16 protein-coding genes are annotated in these 15,574 nt (G+C 54.2%); 9 read left to right on the forward strand and 7 right to left on the reverse strand.

The genetic code is table 11. From position 1 onward, the window contains the following. Positions 1-137: 137 nt before the first annotated feature. Complete coding sequence (locus P2R09_RS08185) at positions 138-866, reverse strand: LytTR family DNA-binding domain-containing protein (protein ID WP_003848909.1); 729 nt, start codon at positions 864-866, stop codon at positions 138-140. After that, positions 863-2,533, reverse strand: coding sequence for a sensor histidine kinase (locus P2R09_RS08190; RefSeq protein ID WP_039659607.1), 1,671 nt, complete (start codon positions 2,531-2,533; stop codon positions 863-865). Before P2R09_RS08190 ends, P2R09_RS08185 begins: the two co-directional genes overlap by 4 nt. 269 nt (positions 2,534-2,802) lie before the next feature. Here P2R09_RS08190 and P2R09_RS08195 point away from each other — a divergent pair, with 269 nt between their 5' ends. Beyond that, positions 2,803-3,327, forward strand: a complete 525-nt coding sequence (locus P2R09_RS08195; RefSeq protein WP_275768673.1) for a GNAT family N-acetyltransferase — start codon at positions 2,803-2,805, stop codon at positions 3,325-3,327. Between the two features lie 117 nt (positions 3,328-3,444). Then, positions 3,445-4,677: an alanine transaminase gene (gene alaC, locus P2R09_RS08200; protein WP_008926517.1), complete on the forward strand. Its 1,233-nt coding sequence runs from the start codon at positions 3,445-3,447 to the stop codon at positions 4,675-4,677. 51 nt (positions 4,678-4,728) lie between these two features. Here the strand turns inward: alaC and ypdK are convergent, their stop codons facing one another. From ypdK to P2R09_RS08215, 3 genes are all read right to left on the reverse strand, one after another. Continuing rightward, the gene (ypdK, locus tag P2R09_RS08205; RefSeq protein WP_099257831.1) at positions 4,729-4,803 is read right to left on the reverse strand and encodes a membrane protein YpdK; all 75 of its coding nucleotides are present in this window, start codon (positions 4,801-4,803) and stop codon (positions 4,729-4,731) included. Between the two features lie 203 nt (positions 4,804-5,006). Then, positions 5,007-6,035 (reverse strand): HlyD family secretion protein, encoded by a 1,029-nt coding sequence (locus P2R09_RS08210; protein ID WP_275768676.1) that lies wholly within the window; start codon positions 6,033-6,035, stop codon positions 5,007-5,009. Positions 6,036-6,037: 2 nt separating this feature from the next. Then, positions 6,038-7,636: an MFS transporter gene (locus P2R09_RS08215; RefSeq protein ID WP_275768678.1), complete on the reverse strand. Its 1,599-nt coding sequence runs from the start codon at positions 7,634-7,636 to the stop codon at positions 6,038-6,040. Between the two features lie 149 nt (positions 7,637-7,785). On the opposite strand from P2R09_RS08215, the gene P2R09_RS08220 reads away from it, so the two are divergent. The 5 genes from P2R09_RS08220 to P2R09_RS08240 all read left to right on the forward strand — a co-directional run bounded on the left by P2R09_RS08220 (position 7,786) and on the right by P2R09_RS08240 (position 11,791). Continuing rightward, complete coding sequence (locus P2R09_RS08220) at positions 7,786-8,565, forward strand: IclR family transcriptional regulator (RefSeq protein ID WP_003848922.1); 780 nt, start codon at positions 7,786-7,788, stop codon at positions 8,563-8,565. Between the two features lie 13 nt (positions 8,566-8,578). Next, the gene (locus P2R09_RS08225) at positions 8,579-9,031 is read left to right on the forward strand and encodes a universal stress protein (protein ID WP_275768681.1); all 453 of its coding nucleotides are present in this window, start codon (positions 8,579-8,581) and stop codon (positions 9,029-9,031) included. A 9-nt stretch (positions 9,032-9,040) separates the two neighbouring features. After that, positions 9,041-9,847, forward strand: a complete 807-nt coding sequence (locus P2R09_RS08230; protein ID WP_275768683.1) for a hypothetical protein — start codon at positions 9,041-9,043, stop codon at positions 9,845-9,847. A 274-nt stretch (positions 9,848-10,121) separates the two neighbouring features. Continuing rightward, a complete protein-coding gene (locus tag P2R09_RS08235; RefSeq protein WP_275768685.1) occupies positions 10,122-10,403 on the forward strand; it encodes a lipoprotein in 282 nt (93 codons plus the stop codon). A gap of 512 nt (positions 10,404-10,915) precedes the next feature. Beyond that, complete coding sequence (locus P2R09_RS08240) at positions 10,916-11,791, forward strand: SMP-30/gluconolactonase/LRE family protein (protein ID WP_008926512.1); 876 nt, start codon at positions 10,916-10,918, stop codon at positions 11,789-11,791. A gap of 48 nt (positions 11,792-11,839) precedes the next feature. Here the strand turns inward: P2R09_RS08240 and P2R09_RS08245 are convergent, their stop codons facing one another. Then, on the reverse strand, positions 11,840-13,066 hold the full coding sequence (locus tag P2R09_RS08245) for an MFS transporter (RefSeq protein WP_275768688.1): 1,227 nt from the start codon (positions 13,064-13,066) through the stop codon (positions 11,840-11,842). Between the two features lie 285 nt (positions 13,067-13,351). Here P2R09_RS08245 and P2R09_RS08250 point away from each other — a divergent pair, with 285 nt between their 5' ends. Continuing rightward, positions 13,352-13,585 (forward strand): hypothetical protein, encoded by a 234-nt coding sequence (locus tag P2R09_RS08250; protein WP_003848934.1) that lies wholly within the window; start codon positions 13,352-13,354, stop codon positions 13,583-13,585. Between the two features lie 36 nt (positions 13,586-13,621). Here the strand turns inward: P2R09_RS08250 and P2R09_RS08255 are convergent, their stop codons facing one another. Continuing rightward, positions 13,622-14,521 carry an EamA family transporter gene (locus P2R09_RS08255; protein ID WP_275768691.1) on the reverse strand — a complete coding sequence of 300 codons (900 nt, stop codon included), beginning with the start codon at positions 14,519-14,521 and terminating at the stop codon, positions 13,622-13,624. 177 nt (positions 14,522-14,698) lie between these two features. On the opposite strand from P2R09_RS08255, the gene P2R09_RS08260 reads away from it, so the two are divergent. Beyond that, on the forward strand, positions 14,699-15,568 hold the full coding sequence (locus tag P2R09_RS08260) for an AraC family transcriptional regulator (RefSeq protein WP_275768693.1): 870 nt from the start codon (positions 14,699-14,701) through the stop codon (positions 15,566-15,568). Positions 15,569-15,574: the final 6 nt, after the last annotated feature.

Below are 15,574 nucleotides of genomic sequence, written 5' to 3' on the forward strand. Positions count from 1 at the left end.
GTGCGCGCGATCGCTTTCCCGACCTGAAGGCTTCAGCCGTTCAGGCTCGGGAAATCACCGCCTGACTTCTCCTGCCTTTTCCTGTTGTTTTCCTGAAAGCCACTTCCCTGCCTGAATTGTTCCCTTACTCTCTTGCATTACAGACGCATCAGCTGTCTGAACTGCTTAACCTTACTGCGGCTGACCGGCACCTGAAATTCCAGATCGCGCAGCTTAAGCAGATAGGTATTGTTAAACCACGGCTCGATTTCGCGGATCTTGCTCAGGCTGACGCAGTAAGAGCGGTGACAGCGGAAGAACTGCTGCTCCGGCAGGCGTGAACAGAACTCGGTGATGTTCATCGACATGACGTAGGACTCGCGCCGGGTATAGACAAACGTCAGCTTTTCATGCGCCTCAACGTAGTAAATGTCATTCACGTCAGTGACGATAATGCGTTCATCTTTAATCAGGTTAACGGTCTGCGGCGCAGGCGTGGCACTAAGATGACTCACAGCCTGCTGCGCCTGTGCGGTGGCTTCCAGCTTGTTCAGCATGGTGACAATCCGCGACTCCTGATAGGGCTTGAGAATGTAGTCAAATGCCTCAAGCTCGAATGCTTCTACCGCATGCTCTTTCCACGCGGTAATAAAGACGATCAGCGGCTTGTGGGCAAACTGATGGATATTCTGTGCCAGCAACATACCATCCAGCGAGGGGATATTAATGTCGAGGAAAATCACATCGACCCGATGCTGTTGCAGATACTTCAGTACATCAAGACCATCATCAAAACAGGCTTCAATTTCGATTTTGCTGTGATGCTGAATCATCCAGCTCAGCTCCTGCTGGGCCAGAAATTCATCTTCCACAATAATGGCTTTCATAACAGATTCTCCGCCAGGCGCTGGCCATTTTTACTCAGCGTAAAAGCGATCTCGGTCCCCGGTTGATGCCGCACGATGTTCAGTCCCTGACCTGACAGGAGTTTGACGCGATGGTGCACATTGAGCAGACCGATTTTATTGCCGGGCATCTCGTTGCGCGCCACCCGTTCCACGACTTCGTCACTGATGCCCTGACCGGTATCCCGCACGGAGATCCGCACCCGATCGCCCAGATCACGAACGCTCAGCGTGACCACGCCTTTACCTTTACAGGGCTGAATCCCATGCACAATGGCGTTTTCTACCAGTGGCTGAATCAGCAGACTTGGCAGCAGAAAATGCAGATCTTCATCGACGTCATAAATCATCGTCAGTTTATCGCCGAATCGCGCCTGCTCAATGGCGATATAATCTTTCACCTGCCACAGCTCTTTACGGATGTCGATCAGCTCATCGTCGTTCAGTTCCAGGTTGTAGCGCAGATAGCGTGAAAGGTTAATGACCAGCTGGCGGGCAGTATCGGGATTGAGCCGGATAGAAGAGGAAATAGCATTCAGCGCATTGAACAGGAAATGGGGATTTATTTTACTTTGCAGCGCGCGCAGTTCCGCTTTATTGGCCATCTCACGCAGCTGCTCGGCACGCGACACTTCAAGCTGGGTTGAGATAATTTGTGACAGGCCAATCGCCATCTCCTTCAGCGAGCCGGTAATACGGTGTGCGCGGCGATAATAGATTTTCAGCGTGCCGGTGACTTTGCCTTTTTCCCACAGCGGGATGACGATCATCGAATGTATATCTTTAGTGCGGTGCGCTTCATCATTGTTCTTAATAATAATTTTACCGCTGTTGATAGACTGCGCCGTCGTCGGGCTGATGCCATCATCGCCATGCTTATAATTATGTTCGCCATAGCCGACGTAGGCCAGAATCTGCTTTTTATCCGTCATCGCCACCGCATCGGCTTTGATCTCTCTTCGGATAATGTCACAGATATTGCGCAGCGAGTCGCTGTTCACCTGACGAAATAGCGGCAACGTTTTGTTGGCGATCTCCAGTGCCAGCTTGGCCTGGCGGGCAGCAATAGCCTCTTTCTCTCCCTCAACACTTTGCACCAGCAACACGATGATGCCGATGCTGGACGCGCCGAGGATCATCGGCAGGGCAATCTCCGACACAATCGCCAGCCCGAGTGAGGCAGGGCGCGCCCACAGGACGATCAGCAACATCGTCAGGGCTTCACACAGCATGCCGCCGACGATACCGGCGCGCCAGCGATGCTCTTTCAGCACCCGGCGATTAATCCCGCCCGCGACGACACCGGCAATGATGCTGGTAATCAGGCAGGGCACGGAAGTGACACCATGAATATCGATCAGAAAACGGTGAAGACCCGCAATCACACCGGTGGCGATGCCAACCCAGGGACCAAACAGAATCCCACCCGCCATCACGGCAATAACCCGCACATTCAGCAGCGAACCGTCGACATTGACGCCCGACCAGGTACTGAACAGCGCAAACAGGGAAAAGATGGCAGTGACCGCCACTTTTTCCGCACGGGTGTGCTCATCTTTTTGCAGCAGCTGACGAAAAGGCCGGGTGCGCGTCAGGAAGAACAGGCAGATCAACATCAGGGCGGCGCGGTCAAAGACTGCCAGTAACATCGTGAAGTGGGAGGACACAGGCGACTCGTGAGCGATGGAAAGTGCTTCTATGATAAAAAATGTGATCGCGTACCGCTAGCACCCCGATCAATCCCGCCACAAGTTTATGTTTCAGATCAATTTTTACGGCAATCCAGTAAAAAGAGGAAAAGTTGAGTGGAATAAAGGGGAACAGTTTTTCAGGCTGGTCGCTGTGAAGCCGTTTTGCTATGTTGCGCGATGACGCGCGCCAGTAACCGCTGGAAAACCGCGCCCATCGGGAGCCACAGATGCAACTTGTCACCGACAGATTAACCCTGAGTAAATTACAACCCGAAGACTGGCAACTGTTTCGTGCCGTCCATGAAGATCCCGACACCATGAAATGGGTAAGCGAAATCCCGGATGAAGCGGATATTCGACAGCGTTTCACACAGCGTCTGGCACCCTGGCAGCCGGGCAGTTTTCATATGCTCTGCCTGGTGGCAAGACGCCAGAACAGCGGTGAACCCATTGGCCTGTTTGGCTGCAGCCCGGAATGGGAGCCGTATCGTCAGGCGGAAGTGGGCTATATGCTGCTGCATCGCCACTGTGGTCAGGGCTATGGCAGCGAAGCGCTGGAGGCGCTGTGTCAGTTTCTGCTTGAAGCCGATTTTCACAAACTCAAGGCGATGGTGATTGAAGGGAACTGGGCGTCACGCCGTATTCTTGAGAAAAACGGTTTTCAGCTGGAGGGCACGCTGCGGGATAATTATCTGCTGGATGGCCATTGGGTGAACGATTGGTTGCTGGGACGGCTGAATCCGCAAAAATAAAAAAATTTTCCGCCACCCTCGACAAAATGATCCTCGCCACGTTATGTTCGTAACGGGTCACCGCAGTGACCCACGTCGCTCGGACGGTCCGGGCGCTTACGTAATCCAGAGGACATCATGGCTGATAACAGCACACCCCGTCGTTTCTCGCGTATTGAACGTTTACCTCCTTACGTTTTCAACATCACCGCTGAACTGAAGATGGCTGCGCGTCGGCGCGGCGAAGATATTATCGACTTTTCAATGGGTAACCCGGATGGTCCTACTCCGCCTCACATTGTCGAAAAGTTATGCCAGGTGGCGCAGCGTGACGATACCCACGGTTATTCCACCTCGCGCGGCATACCGCGTCTGCGCAGAGCGATTTCGCGCTGGTACGCTGAGCGCTATCAGGTGGAGATCGATCCTGAATCTGAGGCAATTGTCACCATCGGCTCCAAAGAGGGGCTGGCGCATCTGATGCTGGCGACGCTGGATCATGGTGATACCGTACTGGTGCCCAATCCCAGCTATCCGATTCATATCTACGGTGCAGTGATTGCCGGAGCGCAGGTGCGTTCGGTGCCGCTGGTGGCGGGTGTCGACTTCTTCAATGAGCTGGAACGCGCTATCCGTGAAAGCTACCCCAAGCCAAAAATGATGATCCTTGGATTCCCGTCCAACCCGACCGCACAGTGTGTGGAACTCGACTTTTTCGAGCGGGTGATTGCGCTGGCGAAGCAGTACAACGTGCTGGTGATCCACGATCTGGCTTATGCCGACATCGTCTACGACGGCTGGAAAGCGCCGTCGATTATGCAGGTGCCGGGCGCGCGTGATGTCGCCGTTGAATTCTTTACCCTGTCAAAAAGCTACAACATGGCGGGCTGGCGTATCGGTTTCATGGTGGGTAATAAAGAGCTGGTCGCCGCGCTGGCGCGTATCAAGAGTTACCATGACTACGGCACCTTTACGCCGCTACAGGTAGCAGCGATTGCGGCGCTGGAAGGGGATCAACAGTGCGTGCGTGACATTGCTGAGCAGTATAAACGCCGCCGTGATGTGCTGGTCAAAGGGTTGCATGAAGCGGGCTGGATGGTGGATAACCCCAAAGCTTCGATGTACGTCTGGGCAAAAATTCCCGACCACTATGCACATCTGGGTTCGCTGGAATTTGCTAAACATATGCTGCAGGAGGCGAAAGTCTGTGTTTCCCCTGGCATCGGGTTCGGTGACTATGGCGACACGCATGTGCGATTTGCGCTGATTGAAAACAGCGATCGTATTCGTCAGGCAGTACGGGGAATTAAGGCGATGTTTCGTGCCGATGGCGTATTGCCGGGCAGCATGAAAACAGAAGAAGAGAGCTGATAGCCAGCAGGGGCGACACGATGGTCGCCCCATGGCGGCACTGTCACGCCATTACTTCAGCAGCAGAACAAAGGTTCCGAACCAAAGTAACGCGAAAAAAGATATTCCCATCAAGGCATATTTCACAAAGCAACTCCTCTGAGCGGTTACGATGATGGCGATCCCAAACCAGTGCAACGCGAACAGATGTGGAAAAGAGATCGCCATTTCAGTAATGGTCTGCTCTCTTCCGGGTCGATCTGAATAACTCTCAGAACAGGATCAGGCGCTAATTTACGCGTAATCCCACCCAAATGAAATAGGCCCGTTCTGAGATATTGCTCACAATTTTAGGGCGCCTCAATTTCAGGGATCGCCGACATGCCGACACGTAACTGAGCCAGATGCGGTTGGTCGCCATCCAGCACAATTTTCACCGGCAGACGTTGAACGACTTTAGTGTAGTTGCCTGTGGCGTTATCGGGAGCGATCGCTGAAAAAGTTGCACCAGTGGCCGGTGCGATGCTGTCCACATGACCGGTGAATGTCTCGCCTGGCAGGGCATCAATCCGGATTCGAACCCGCTGTCCTGGGTGCACATCGCTTAACTGCGTCTCAAGGTAGTTAGCCGTAATGTAGGTTTGCTGCAGGGGGACCACGGCCAGCAGACGGGTTCCGGCTGAAACGTATGCGCCTGTCCGCACCGCACGCTGACCCACCATGCCGTCAACAGGAGCCGTAATACGCGTGTAGGAGAGATTCAGCCTGGCCTGATCGACGCTGGCTTTAGCTGCGGCAACATCCGCTTCCGCTGAACGCACCGCAGCCTGTAATACGCCCACCTGTTTTATTGCCGATGCCAGTGCAGCCTGACTCTGATGCACAGCTGCCAGCGCCGAGCGCTGATTTGAGCTGGCCTTTTGCTGATCGTCAGCGGCGACGGTGCCGCTTTTATAGAGGCGGTTATAGCGATCGGCGCTTTGAACCGCATACTGCGCAGAAGCCTGACTTGCCGCGACGCTGGCTTTCTGCTGATCAATCATCGACTGCTGCTGTTCCAGTTGAGCCTGGCTGCTCAGCAGTTTCGCCTGACTCACCTGCAGGTCAGCTTCAGCACTCTCCAGCGCCACCCGATAGTCACGGTCATCCAGCGTTGCCAGCAACTGGCCCGCTTTGACCTGCTGATTATCCTGCACCTCAACATGGCTTATGTAGCCCGAGACTTTCGGTGCTACCAGGGTGTAATCCGCATTGACGTAAGCATCATTAGTGCGGTGATCGTTGCTGGTCATCATCGACCAGACGACAAAGGCAATGGCCAGTAACACCAGCAGCAGCAGACTCAGCAGCAGGGTTCTTCTCATTTCAAAAGCACGCATATTCAGTTATTCCGGGGAGGGTGTTGAATCAAAGTTTGAGGCGGCCAGACCCGTTTTGGCAGGATGGCGGTCAGCAATAACAGGCAGGCGGCAAAGCCGGTCAGCATCAGCCAGCTGTCGCTCAGGCTCAGGATCGTGGCCTGATGCCGGACGAGGGTGGCGAATCCGCTGAGCTTATCAATGGCGCTGATGCTGCCATCCGGCAACAGCGGCAAACTGCGGCTGGCCTGGTCGGCCGTTGGCGCGGTCATCAGCCAGCTACGACTGGCGGCATGATTAATCAGAACACTGGAGTGAAATTGCTCACGATGAGAAAGGAAAACCTCAACCAGCGTGGAGGCGGCAATACTGGAAAACCCGCGCACCGTGTTAAACATCGCGGAGGCAAACGGGCCTTCAGGTGGGGCCACAACGCTGGTGGCACTCATCAAAATCGGCAAAATGATCATCGGTTGTCCGAACGCCTGCAGGATTTGCAGCAGCCAGAAATTCTGTCGCGCCCAATCACTGGTGATCTGCGAGCCCAGCAGACAGGCAGTCACCAGCAGGCCGACGCCCGCTGTCAGCATCCAGCGGCAATCAATCCAGCGGATATTGAGCAGGGCCGCAATCAGCGGCGCAATGAGCAATTGTGGCAGGCCTACGGTCAGTGCCAGCGGGGCAAACTCAAGGGTGCGAAAGCCGCTCACCTGAGCAAAGTAGGCCGACGGCAGCGCGGAGCCCGACAGTCCCAGGATGAGCACGCAGGCCAGCCCCAGCAAACCGTGCGCCAGATTGGGCCGTCTGAGCATCTGTAATTTAAACAGCGGCAGCGGGTGAAACCACTCATTGATCAGGAAAACCAGCAGCAGCGGCAGCGCGGCGAGCAGCATACCGGCGATCAGTGGCGAGTTCAGCCAGTCAAGACGCTCCCCCTGGGTCAGCACCAGCACCAGCAGCGCGACAGCACTGCAACCGGTCACCATGCCGAACAGATCGATCTGCTGAAAACGTTCCGGACGCAGCGGGTCCTGCGGTATCCCCCAGCTAATCAGCACCATCGCAATCAGCATGCCAGGCACCACCTGCCAGAACACCATCATCCAGCTGACATGGTCGGTCCATATCGAGGCCAGCGACGCTGCCATATTGGGGCCAAACGTCGCGGTCAGGGCATAGCCCGCCAGGCCGAACAGCTTAAAAGGCGGTGGCAAAAAGCGCAGAGCAACAGTCATCAGCATCGGCGGCAGTGCGCCGCCAAACAACCCCTGCAGCACGCGCAGGCTGATAAACAGCGTGGGATCCGGCACCAGCGGCAGCAGAATGCCGGTCAGCATAAATCCCGCCGACACGCCGAGTGTAAAACGCCGCAGCGACAGGGTGACGGCAAACCAGGGGGCAATCATCATCGCCGCAACTTCTGCCGCCTGATAGCCGGAGATGATCCAGCTACCCTGATCGAAACCGATGCCGATTGCGGCACGGATATCAGCCAGCGCGATATCACTGACGCGGTCGTTCAGCCCGGAGGTCAGCGCAGCGATAAGCACGCCGATCAGGCCCAGGGCTAGTCGCAGTGTAAAAGGATGAGGAGCCGGCGGCGTGGCGGGCTTAGCGTTCATTACTGGCAATCTCGTTATTATGATGCAGTGTACTGCAATGTGGTACAGGGCGTAATATTACATCCCGGTATGCTGTATTGCAATGTGGTACAGGCTGTAAAAAGTGCGGCATTCGCGCTACAGTAAGGCAGCTCAAACAGGACGACGCTATGGCACATCAACCCTCCAGCCGCGAGGATGAAAAAACGGGCGGTATCCAGGTCATCGCCCGTGCGGCAAAAATTCTTAATGCGCTGGGCGAACAGCCGGGCGGCATGAGCCTTGGCGAGATCGCTCAGGCGGTGGAACTGCCCCGTTCAACGGTGCAGCGCATTGTCGCTGCGCTCGACAGCGCAGAGCTTGTGCGCAGCAGTGGGGCGGGCGGATTGCGTCTGGGACCTGCCCTGTTAAAACTGATCTCCAGCGTGCATACCGACGTGGTTGATCTGGTCAGTCCGCTACTGGAAAAGCTCTCTTCCGATACTAATGAAACGGTCTCGCTGGCGCGCGCCAGCGGCAGCCAGCTGGCGATTATTCACCATGTCGTGGCGTCACGTGAACTTCGGGTTGTCCCGCATATGGGACTGAATCTGCCGCTCTACAGTACCTCCGGCGGACGGGCGTTGCTGGCACTGGAGTGTGAAAAAGATGTCCGGACGATTGTTGGCGACGCCTGGCAGGAGCTGACCGATCAGACGGTGAAAACATTGCCACAATTGCTGCAACTTATCAGGGAAGTCCGCGAAACCGGTATCGCCGTGGATCGCGGTGAAACACTGGAAGGGATCTCTACCATGGCGTTTGCGCTGGATACACTGTTTGGTCGCTTTTCTGTCTCTTTACTGGTGCCCTCTGCACGTTTTCTGCGACATGAAGCGCGTTTTCGTGACGAGATGCTGAAGTGTAAAGAGGCGCTGGTGCGTGAAATCGGCAAAGTTGCCGCGATTTAAGGATAAGCATCTGATGAAAACCCTGCTGATGGCCATAGACCACTCTCCGGTTGCCGAGAAAGTGGTTGCCTTAACGATTGAAGAAGCGCTGGCACATCGCGCCGATGTGGTGGTGCTGTGCTGCGTCGATCCTGCCTACTCCTCCTGTAATCAGCCGATGGAAATCGATGCGGGTGAAGACCCGGCCGATTTTGTGGCAGCACAGGATGAGCAAAATACGGCGGAAATGGTGGTGCGTCATGCACTGGCACCGTTACTGCGCGCCGGCATTAATGCGCGTGGCATGATCCTGGCAGGTGAGGCGGCAGATACCATTGTTGCCCAGTCACAGCAGCTTAAGGCAAGCATGATTATCATGGGACGTCGCCACCTCTCTTCGTTTAACAGGTTATTAAAAGGCTCGGTCAGCGCAGCGGTGATTGAGCGTGCTCACTGTCCTGTGCTAATCGATGTGCGTAAGGATTAACCCCGCAGCATGAATTCTCTGCTTTTTATTACGCTGGCTGCGTTTGCGTTGCTGGCGTTGATCGTTATTGTGCTGATCAAAACGACCCGACTGCGTTTGTGGCAGGGGCTGCTCATTTTTATGCTGCCTCTGATCATGGCTAATCTGCTCTGGTTCAGCTGGGTCGCGCCGCATCAGTTGCAGGCAAGCCAGCATGAGCAGGCAGTAAATCAACTGGCAAAGATGCCAGGCTATCGCGTGCTGCAAACGCAGGAACCCGCGCTCTGGTTATTGCTGACCCAGGAGCTGACCCGTCGAATCCGTGCAGGCGAGCCCGCTCTGCAGGCAACAGGTGAACTGCGTGGCTGGCTGATTGAGGTGGTCAACCAACGGCTGATGCGCGCAACGGATGCAGCAGTGGTTAACTATATCGGCGTCTCGGTAGAAGAGATGCGGGCGCTGAATCAAATCGATCCGGGTCTCTGCTTCCGTTTTCTCTATCCGCAGGTGAGTGGAGGAATTAATTTACTGACTACTTTACCGTCTTCGCTGAATCGCAAAGAAGCGGATGCCATGGAGCAGTTGCTGCTTAACAGCCCTCCGCCCGAAAAGCCCCTCGATAAGACACAGGCGCAGGATGATCTGCAAAAGATCGTCGGACGCCTCTTTCTGAAATGGGGCGACAAACTGCAGCAGCTAAATATGCCAGCTGACACGGCAGTGGATCGCTCATCGCTGTGTGGCATGTCCATTGATCTCTACAGTGCCATTCTGGCATTACCTGACAAACGCGCCGCCAACCTGTTACGTAGAATGGTGGCAATGACGGGTCAGTAAGCGACCGCGGAATCGCGGGCAAAAAAAAGCCCGCTAAGCGCGGGCAGGGAAGAGAGAGGAACAGCTTTTTTACTTTTGGCATTTCCTGGTGTGGTGCAGTCTTCGTTTCGTCTTGTCTGAGTACATCCTGTCATTTCTGACACGATAGCGATAGCCGTTTAATCGTATTACATTAATCGGCAAAAGCTTCTCAAGTTTTAATTTTCGCGCATAAATCCTATGGATGAGCGGCATGCTGCGTCATACACTGCGCGGCAACGTGAGGACAACAACTATGAAAAAACTAATTACCGGCGCAGTAGCGCTGATTTTGCTGAGTGGATGTACTGCCAGTAAACCCGGGGCATTCGAACGTGTTGATGAAGATCCGGATTCAAATACCGTGCAGTACCGTTTTGACCCGGCAAAGGTTAATCGTGACGCAATGGATATTGATCTGGCGAATTACTGCAGCAGTAAAGGATTTGATAAGGTCGAAGCGCTACCTGCCCAGGAGAGTCATATTCCGGGACTGAAGAAAGCGTGGTTCCAGTGTAATTACGCATTGAAAAGCTAAATAAAACGGGCGGGATAAATATCCCGCCCTTAAAATGTAATGCTTTTATTTTATGCTGTGTGACATCTTTGCCCGTCAGTGGCGATAGTAACCGCCATGATACCCTTCGTGATAACCTCCATAGTAGCCTCCATGATATCCGCCGCCACCTCCGCGATGCCAGCCATTGTCGTGTCGTGGACTGATAATACAACCGCTTAATAACGTCATCAGTGCAACGACAGAAGCGACTTTAATTAATCTCTTCATCGGAAGCTTCTCCTCTTTTCCAATGACTACGACACTACGCCGGAAAAGTGGAGTGAAGATGCAGGCTTTGTAGAGTTATTTAAGAAGATATGACGGAATATTTCAAAATGCTGAAGTGTGCGGCAAGGGCAATTAAAGACATCGGAATGAACTGAATAATAGATACTATCAAAGAGAATAGTCTCAAAATCAAGCGAAAATAATTCTCATTTAAAAGTTTTTACCACTACATTATTAGCATGTCATTTCAATGGGAGAGAAACATGCCGCATGACGTTAAAAATATTCTGGCTTTACAGGCAGAGCTGGGCGAATGCCCGCTCTGGTCAGTGGAGGAGCAGGTGCTCTACTGTGTCGATATCCTGGCACCGGCCATTCACCGTTTTAATCCAGTCAGCGGCGAGCTGCAAACCTTCCCGCAGGCGGAAGAGGTGGGATGTATTGGACTGCGTGAGCAGGGCGGGATAATAGCGGCACTGCGCGGCGGTGTCTGGCTGCTGGATGCGCAGGGTAAGCCGGAGAAAAAGGTCGCAGAGAATCCCGGTATCGCTGCGCAAAGTCGATTTAATGATGGCCGCGTTGATCCCTGGGGTAACTTCTGGTGCGGCAGCCTGTGGGAACCGCAGGACAAAAACGGCGGCCTGCTGTGCCGTGTGACGCCTGACCTGAAGCTGGAGGTGAAGGCGCGCGACATTAAAATTTCCAACGGGCTGGCATTTTCTCCTGACCGACGCTGGATGTATCACAGCGACACGCCAAATGAGGCGCTCTATCGCTATCCGCTGAATGAGCAGGGCGAACCGGGTGAGCGCACGCTGTTCCGTCGTTTCGACGCGAAGGGCGGGCTACCGGATGGCGCTGCTGTAGACAGTGAAGGATTTTACTGGTCTGCACAGTTTGATGGCGGACGCGTGGTACGTATCGATCCGCAGAGCAGCGAAATCGTCGATGAGATCCTGCTGCCGGTGAAGTGGCCAACCATGGTGGCCTTTGGCGGTGCCGATCTTAAAACGCTGTTCATTACCAGTTCACGTGAAGATCGCACGGAAGAGGAGCTGGCACGCTATCCGCAGTCCGGCGATATCTTTGCAGTAGACCTGGCGGTGGCGGGAATGGCAGAGCCGCGATTCCGGGGCTAAACGACTACGGGCCGCTCAATCGCGGCCCGTAGTCATTGTCCGTAAGCGTTAATGGCGTTGCAACACCGGTTCTGCTGTGACGGAACTCTGCGGTAAGCGGATAGTGAGTGACAGGAACAGCGAGATGACCAGCAGCGTCATAATCAGGCTGAAGGTGACGGTGAAACCACCAAACAGTGAGGCGACCAGTGAACCCAGCACGCTACCGATACCAAAGCCGAGATAGAGCAGACCGTAATTTTTAGTCAGGTTGTTGAGCCCGAAGAAGTCACTCACCAGCGATGGGAACACTGTGATAGTGCCGCCAAAGCTGAAGGCGACACAGGCAAGTGACAGGAAGAAGGTCATCTCATTCATCCGGGTAAACAGCAGCACGCTCATTCCGATCAGCGACACAATTTGTGCCAGTGAAATGACTCTGATGCGCATCATTTTGTCAGAGAGCACACCCAGTACCAGACGACCGCTCAGGTTGGCAATCGCGATCACTGTTACTGCGCTGGCAGCCGTCTGCGTGGAAAGATGCACCAGGCCTTCGCCGATATCCTTGGCAACGCCTATCACATAGAGGCCGCTCATACAGGCGGTCAGGAACATCAGCGCCAGCATCCAGTACTGCGGCAGACGTACCGACTGTGCCAGCGTGTAATCCCGCGTATGTGGCTGACCTTTAGTTGAGGTCCCGCTCTGCTGCAGAGGCGCTTCACGCATCAGCAGCGCACCGAGAATAATCATCGACATCGCCAGCACGCCCCAGATCATGAAGGTCTGTTCCAGACCCACCGTCGCCAGCAGCGCCCCGCAGATAAATTTAAATCCCAGGCTGCCCAGACCGTATGCCCCAATCGCACAGGCAGAGATCATCCCTTTGCGCTCCGGGAACCACTTCACGCAGTTAGACAGCGTCATCAGGTAACCTGCGCCATCGGCCAGACCGACCAGCAAGCCGGCACTGAAATAGAGCATCATCAGGTTATTTGCGTGAGCGGTGAGCCAGAAACCCAGCGCCATCAGTACACCCGCACCGATAGTGACGCGGCGTACACCAAAACGTTCCTGTAATTTCCCGGCCAGCGAAGAGGCGATAGCCAGGCCTAAACTTAGCAGGCCGAAAGAAAAAGCGACCTGGCTGACGGGAGCATCCAGCTTCTGTGACAGTTGGCCATTAAACAAACTCCATGTGTAGACTGACCCCAGCGCGAACTGAGTGATTACCGTGCCGAACAATGTAAGCCAGCGGGAACGCTGGTAAGAAGCCTGTTGAGTCTGGTTCATGATTTTTCTCTCCCGTCCGGGAATCTGGAAACTGCGGTCAGAATAAAGCCGTGATTCGCGCGCGTGTGCAGTTAAGGCATGAATGGAACGGATCAGGGAATGAAATGCCATTCAGGCGGTATGAATGGCAATGGAAGGGATTCGCGACGCCGCATCAATAGTAAGCAAAGCGGCAAAGTAATGATTAAGCGTAATTAGCCGTAAAATAATGTTTCAGAGCGCTCTTTCTGTGAGCAGGTTTCCAGATTATTTGCCAGGCTTACAGCTCACTTAACAGGAGGAAATATGAAAGACCGGACATATGAATCCAATAGCAGTGAGGATGACGTTTGCTGCATCATCGGTCAGGCGGTGATTGAACTCAGTACAGAACAGCAGCCTGTGACCAAATCGACCCTGGCATTAAAACTGCTGTCGATGGCCGATCGTGATAGTGATGATGAGCGTGTTCTGCTTTACTGGATTGCGCGTAAAGCGATCAATCAACCACAGAAACTTCTTCAGCAGCAGTCGGCGTAACGCCCATCCGGACGCGGGCCTTAGCCCGCCTTCATGTCAGATAATGACCCGGCGACGGCGTGCCGGCCAGCGGGCAAACATCACGACATTGCCCAGCAAAATCATGACAAGGCCAGGGATGGCGCTGGCATGCCATTCGTACCCTTCGTATCGGGTGGAAAGTGCCAGTGCAACCAGTGGAAACAGGACAGTTGTATACGCAGCACGACTGGCTCCGATGCGACCGACCAGCGTAAAGTAGGCGCCAAACCCTATTACCGACCCTACCATAGCCAGATAAGTTAAGGCTCCCGCCCACTGGGTATTCCATGTTGGCTGCAGCGAAATCCCCTGCGCCAGCGAGACAAGGGCCATCGCAACCGCGCCGTATAACATGCCGTAACTGTTGGTTGTCAGTACATCGCGTTTCAGACGCTGATGTCGCTGACTGATCATATTGCCGAATGAAAATCCCAATGTGCCCAGTGCACTCAATCCAATGCCCCATATCAATTCAGCCGAGGCCTGCGTACTGCGCAGATCGTGCCAGAACAGGGCAACAATGCCTGCTATCCCCAGCACTATCGCCGGAATCAGACGTGCAGAGGGGCGCTGACGAAAGAATACCCAGCTATTAATGGCGTTATACATCACAGCCATTGAGAAAATCACTGACTCCAGTCCGCTGCTGATATAGCCGGAAGCATAATAGAAACAGACAAAGTTGAAGCCAAAGACACAACAGCCCTGCAGCATACAGAAGAGATGATCCTGAAGTGTCAGTCTGTGCAGCCGTTTTATCAGCCTAAGCAGCAATAGCATGACCAGTGAAGCCAGCAAAAACCGCCAGAACACCGCGACGACCACTGCGTTATCGCCCGCAGACTGTTGCGCATAAATCGCGATCCAGGTCGTGCCCCAGATAAGTACGACAGAAAGATACAAAAACAGGTTCATGCCAGATTCTCCGATCTAAAGCGTTGATTCTGCATCTGCACTGTGTTCTGGTCTTGCAGGTCATTGCGCCGGATTTGCAAAATCTTGCGCATTTTTATCCTCCGTCCCAATGTGACCTGTTCTCTGTCCCTTACAATCCGTAAACTGATCTTCTGTTTTATCTGAACTGATACTTAGATGCGTACCTACCAGACCTTTGAAATGCTGCAACGTCACAAAGCGCAACTGCGTGACCATGTACATCTTAATAGCGGCATTCAGCTGGCAGCCTGGTTCAACAGCGGCGATCGCGTCACCAACCTGAGCGATCATCACACGCTGAGCCTTTATGTCGCGGGCGGCTACGACACCTGGCATAAAACCCCACACGGCTGGCGTAACGGTGGCGCACCGGATCGCTTCTGTCTGATGCCGGCAGGCACGGCATCAACCTGGGATCTGCGAGCCGATCTCGCCTTTGTTCATCTCTATTGCAGCGAAAACCAGCTGCGGCAGCTGGCCGAACGGGTCTGGGACCGCAGCCCGGCGCAGTTAAATCTGCATGAGAAAGTCTTTTCCACTGATGACCGCATTACCCAGCTTTATCGGCACTTTCTTCTGAGCAGTGACTGGCAACAGCCCGCAAGCCAGCTGATGCTGAGCAGTGCATCCACACTGCTTCTGACCCATCTGTTGCAGCACTACAGCGAAGTCAGGTGGCAACTGCCCCAGGTGCGCGGTGGACTGGCACCAGCGGTATTACGGCGGGTTCTGGAATTTATTGAAACCCATCTCGATCAGCCTTTAACCTTGACGGTGCTGGCGCAGGAAGCGGCATTGAGTGAGTTTCACTTTGCCCGCATGTTCCGTCACACCACTGGCGAAGCGCCGCACCAGTTTGTAATGCGCCGTCGTATGGAACGTGCACGGACGATGCTTGAGCGACCTGACCTGACGCTGACCGACATTGCTTTTCAGTGCGGGTTCCACTCTTCAGCACACTTCAGTCATCGTTTTCGTCAGGTTTATGGCATGACGCCTTCGGCGTGCCGGCGGGGGAGTTGTTAAAATTTA

This window comes from Pantoea sp. Cr_R13, from assembly GCF_029222565.1.
In the GTDB taxonomy this organism is placed as follows: domain Bacteria; phylum Pseudomonadota; class Gammaproteobacteria; order Enterobacterales; family Enterobacteriaceae; genus Pantoea; species Pantoea eucalypti.

Coding starts and splice junctions, on each gene's coding strand:
- P2R09_RS08220 (WP_003848922.1), top strand. CDS start 7,786: ATGGCACATCAACCCTCCAGCCGCGAGGATGAAAAAACGGGCGGTATC.
- P2R09_RS08185 (WP_003848909.1), bottom strand. CDS start 866: ATGAAAGCCATTATTGTGGAAGATGAATTTCTGGCCCAGCAGGAGCTG.
- P2R09_RS08240 (WP_008926512.1), top strand. CDS start 10,916: ATGCCGCATGACGTTAAAAATATTCTGGCTTTACAGGCAGAGCTGGGC.
- P2R09_RS08215 (WP_275768678.1), bottom strand. CDS start 7,636: ATGAACGCTAAGCCCGCCACGCCGCCGGCTCCTCATCCTTTTACACTG.
- P2R09_RS08245 (WP_275768688.1), bottom strand. CDS start 13,066: ATGAACCAGACTCAACAGGCTTCTTACCAGCGTTCCCGCTGGCTTACA.
- P2R09_RS08210 (WP_275768676.1), bottom strand. CDS start 6,035: ATGCGTGCTTTTGAAATGAGAAGAACCCTGCTGCTGAGTCTGCTGCTG.
- P2R09_RS08225 (WP_275768681.1), top strand. CDS start 8,579: ATGAAAACCCTGCTGATGGCCATAGACCACTCTCCGGTTGCCGAGAAA.
- P2R09_RS08235 (WP_275768685.1), top strand. CDS start 10,122: ATGAAAAAACTAATTACCGGCGCAGTAGCGCTGATTTTGCTGAGTGGA.
- P2R09_RS08255 (WP_275768691.1), bottom strand. CDS start 14,521: ATGAACCTGTTTTTGTATCTTTCTGTCGTACTTATCTGGGGCACGACC.
- P2R09_RS08230 (WP_275768683.1), top strand. CDS start 9,041: ATGAATTCTCTGCTTTTTATTACGCTGGCTGCGTTTGCGTTGCTGGCG.
- P2R09_RS08250 (WP_003848934.1), top strand. CDS start 13,352: ATGAAAGACCGGACATATGAATCCAATAGCAGTGAGGATGACGTTTGC.
- P2R09_RS08260 (WP_275768693.1), top strand. CDS start 14,699: ATGCGTACCTACCAGACCTTTGAAATGCTGCAACGTCACAAAGCGCAA.
- alaC (WP_008926517.1), top strand. CDS start 3,445: ATGGCTGATAACAGCACACCCCGTCGTTTCTCGCGTATTGAACGTTTA.
- P2R09_RS08190 (WP_039659607.1), bottom strand. CDS start 2,533: ATGTTACTGGCAGTCTTTGACCGCGCCGCCCTGATGTTGATCTGCCTG.
- P2R09_RS08195 (WP_275768673.1), top strand. CDS start 2,803: ATGCAACTTGTCACCGACAGATTAACCCTGAGTAAATTACAACCCGAA.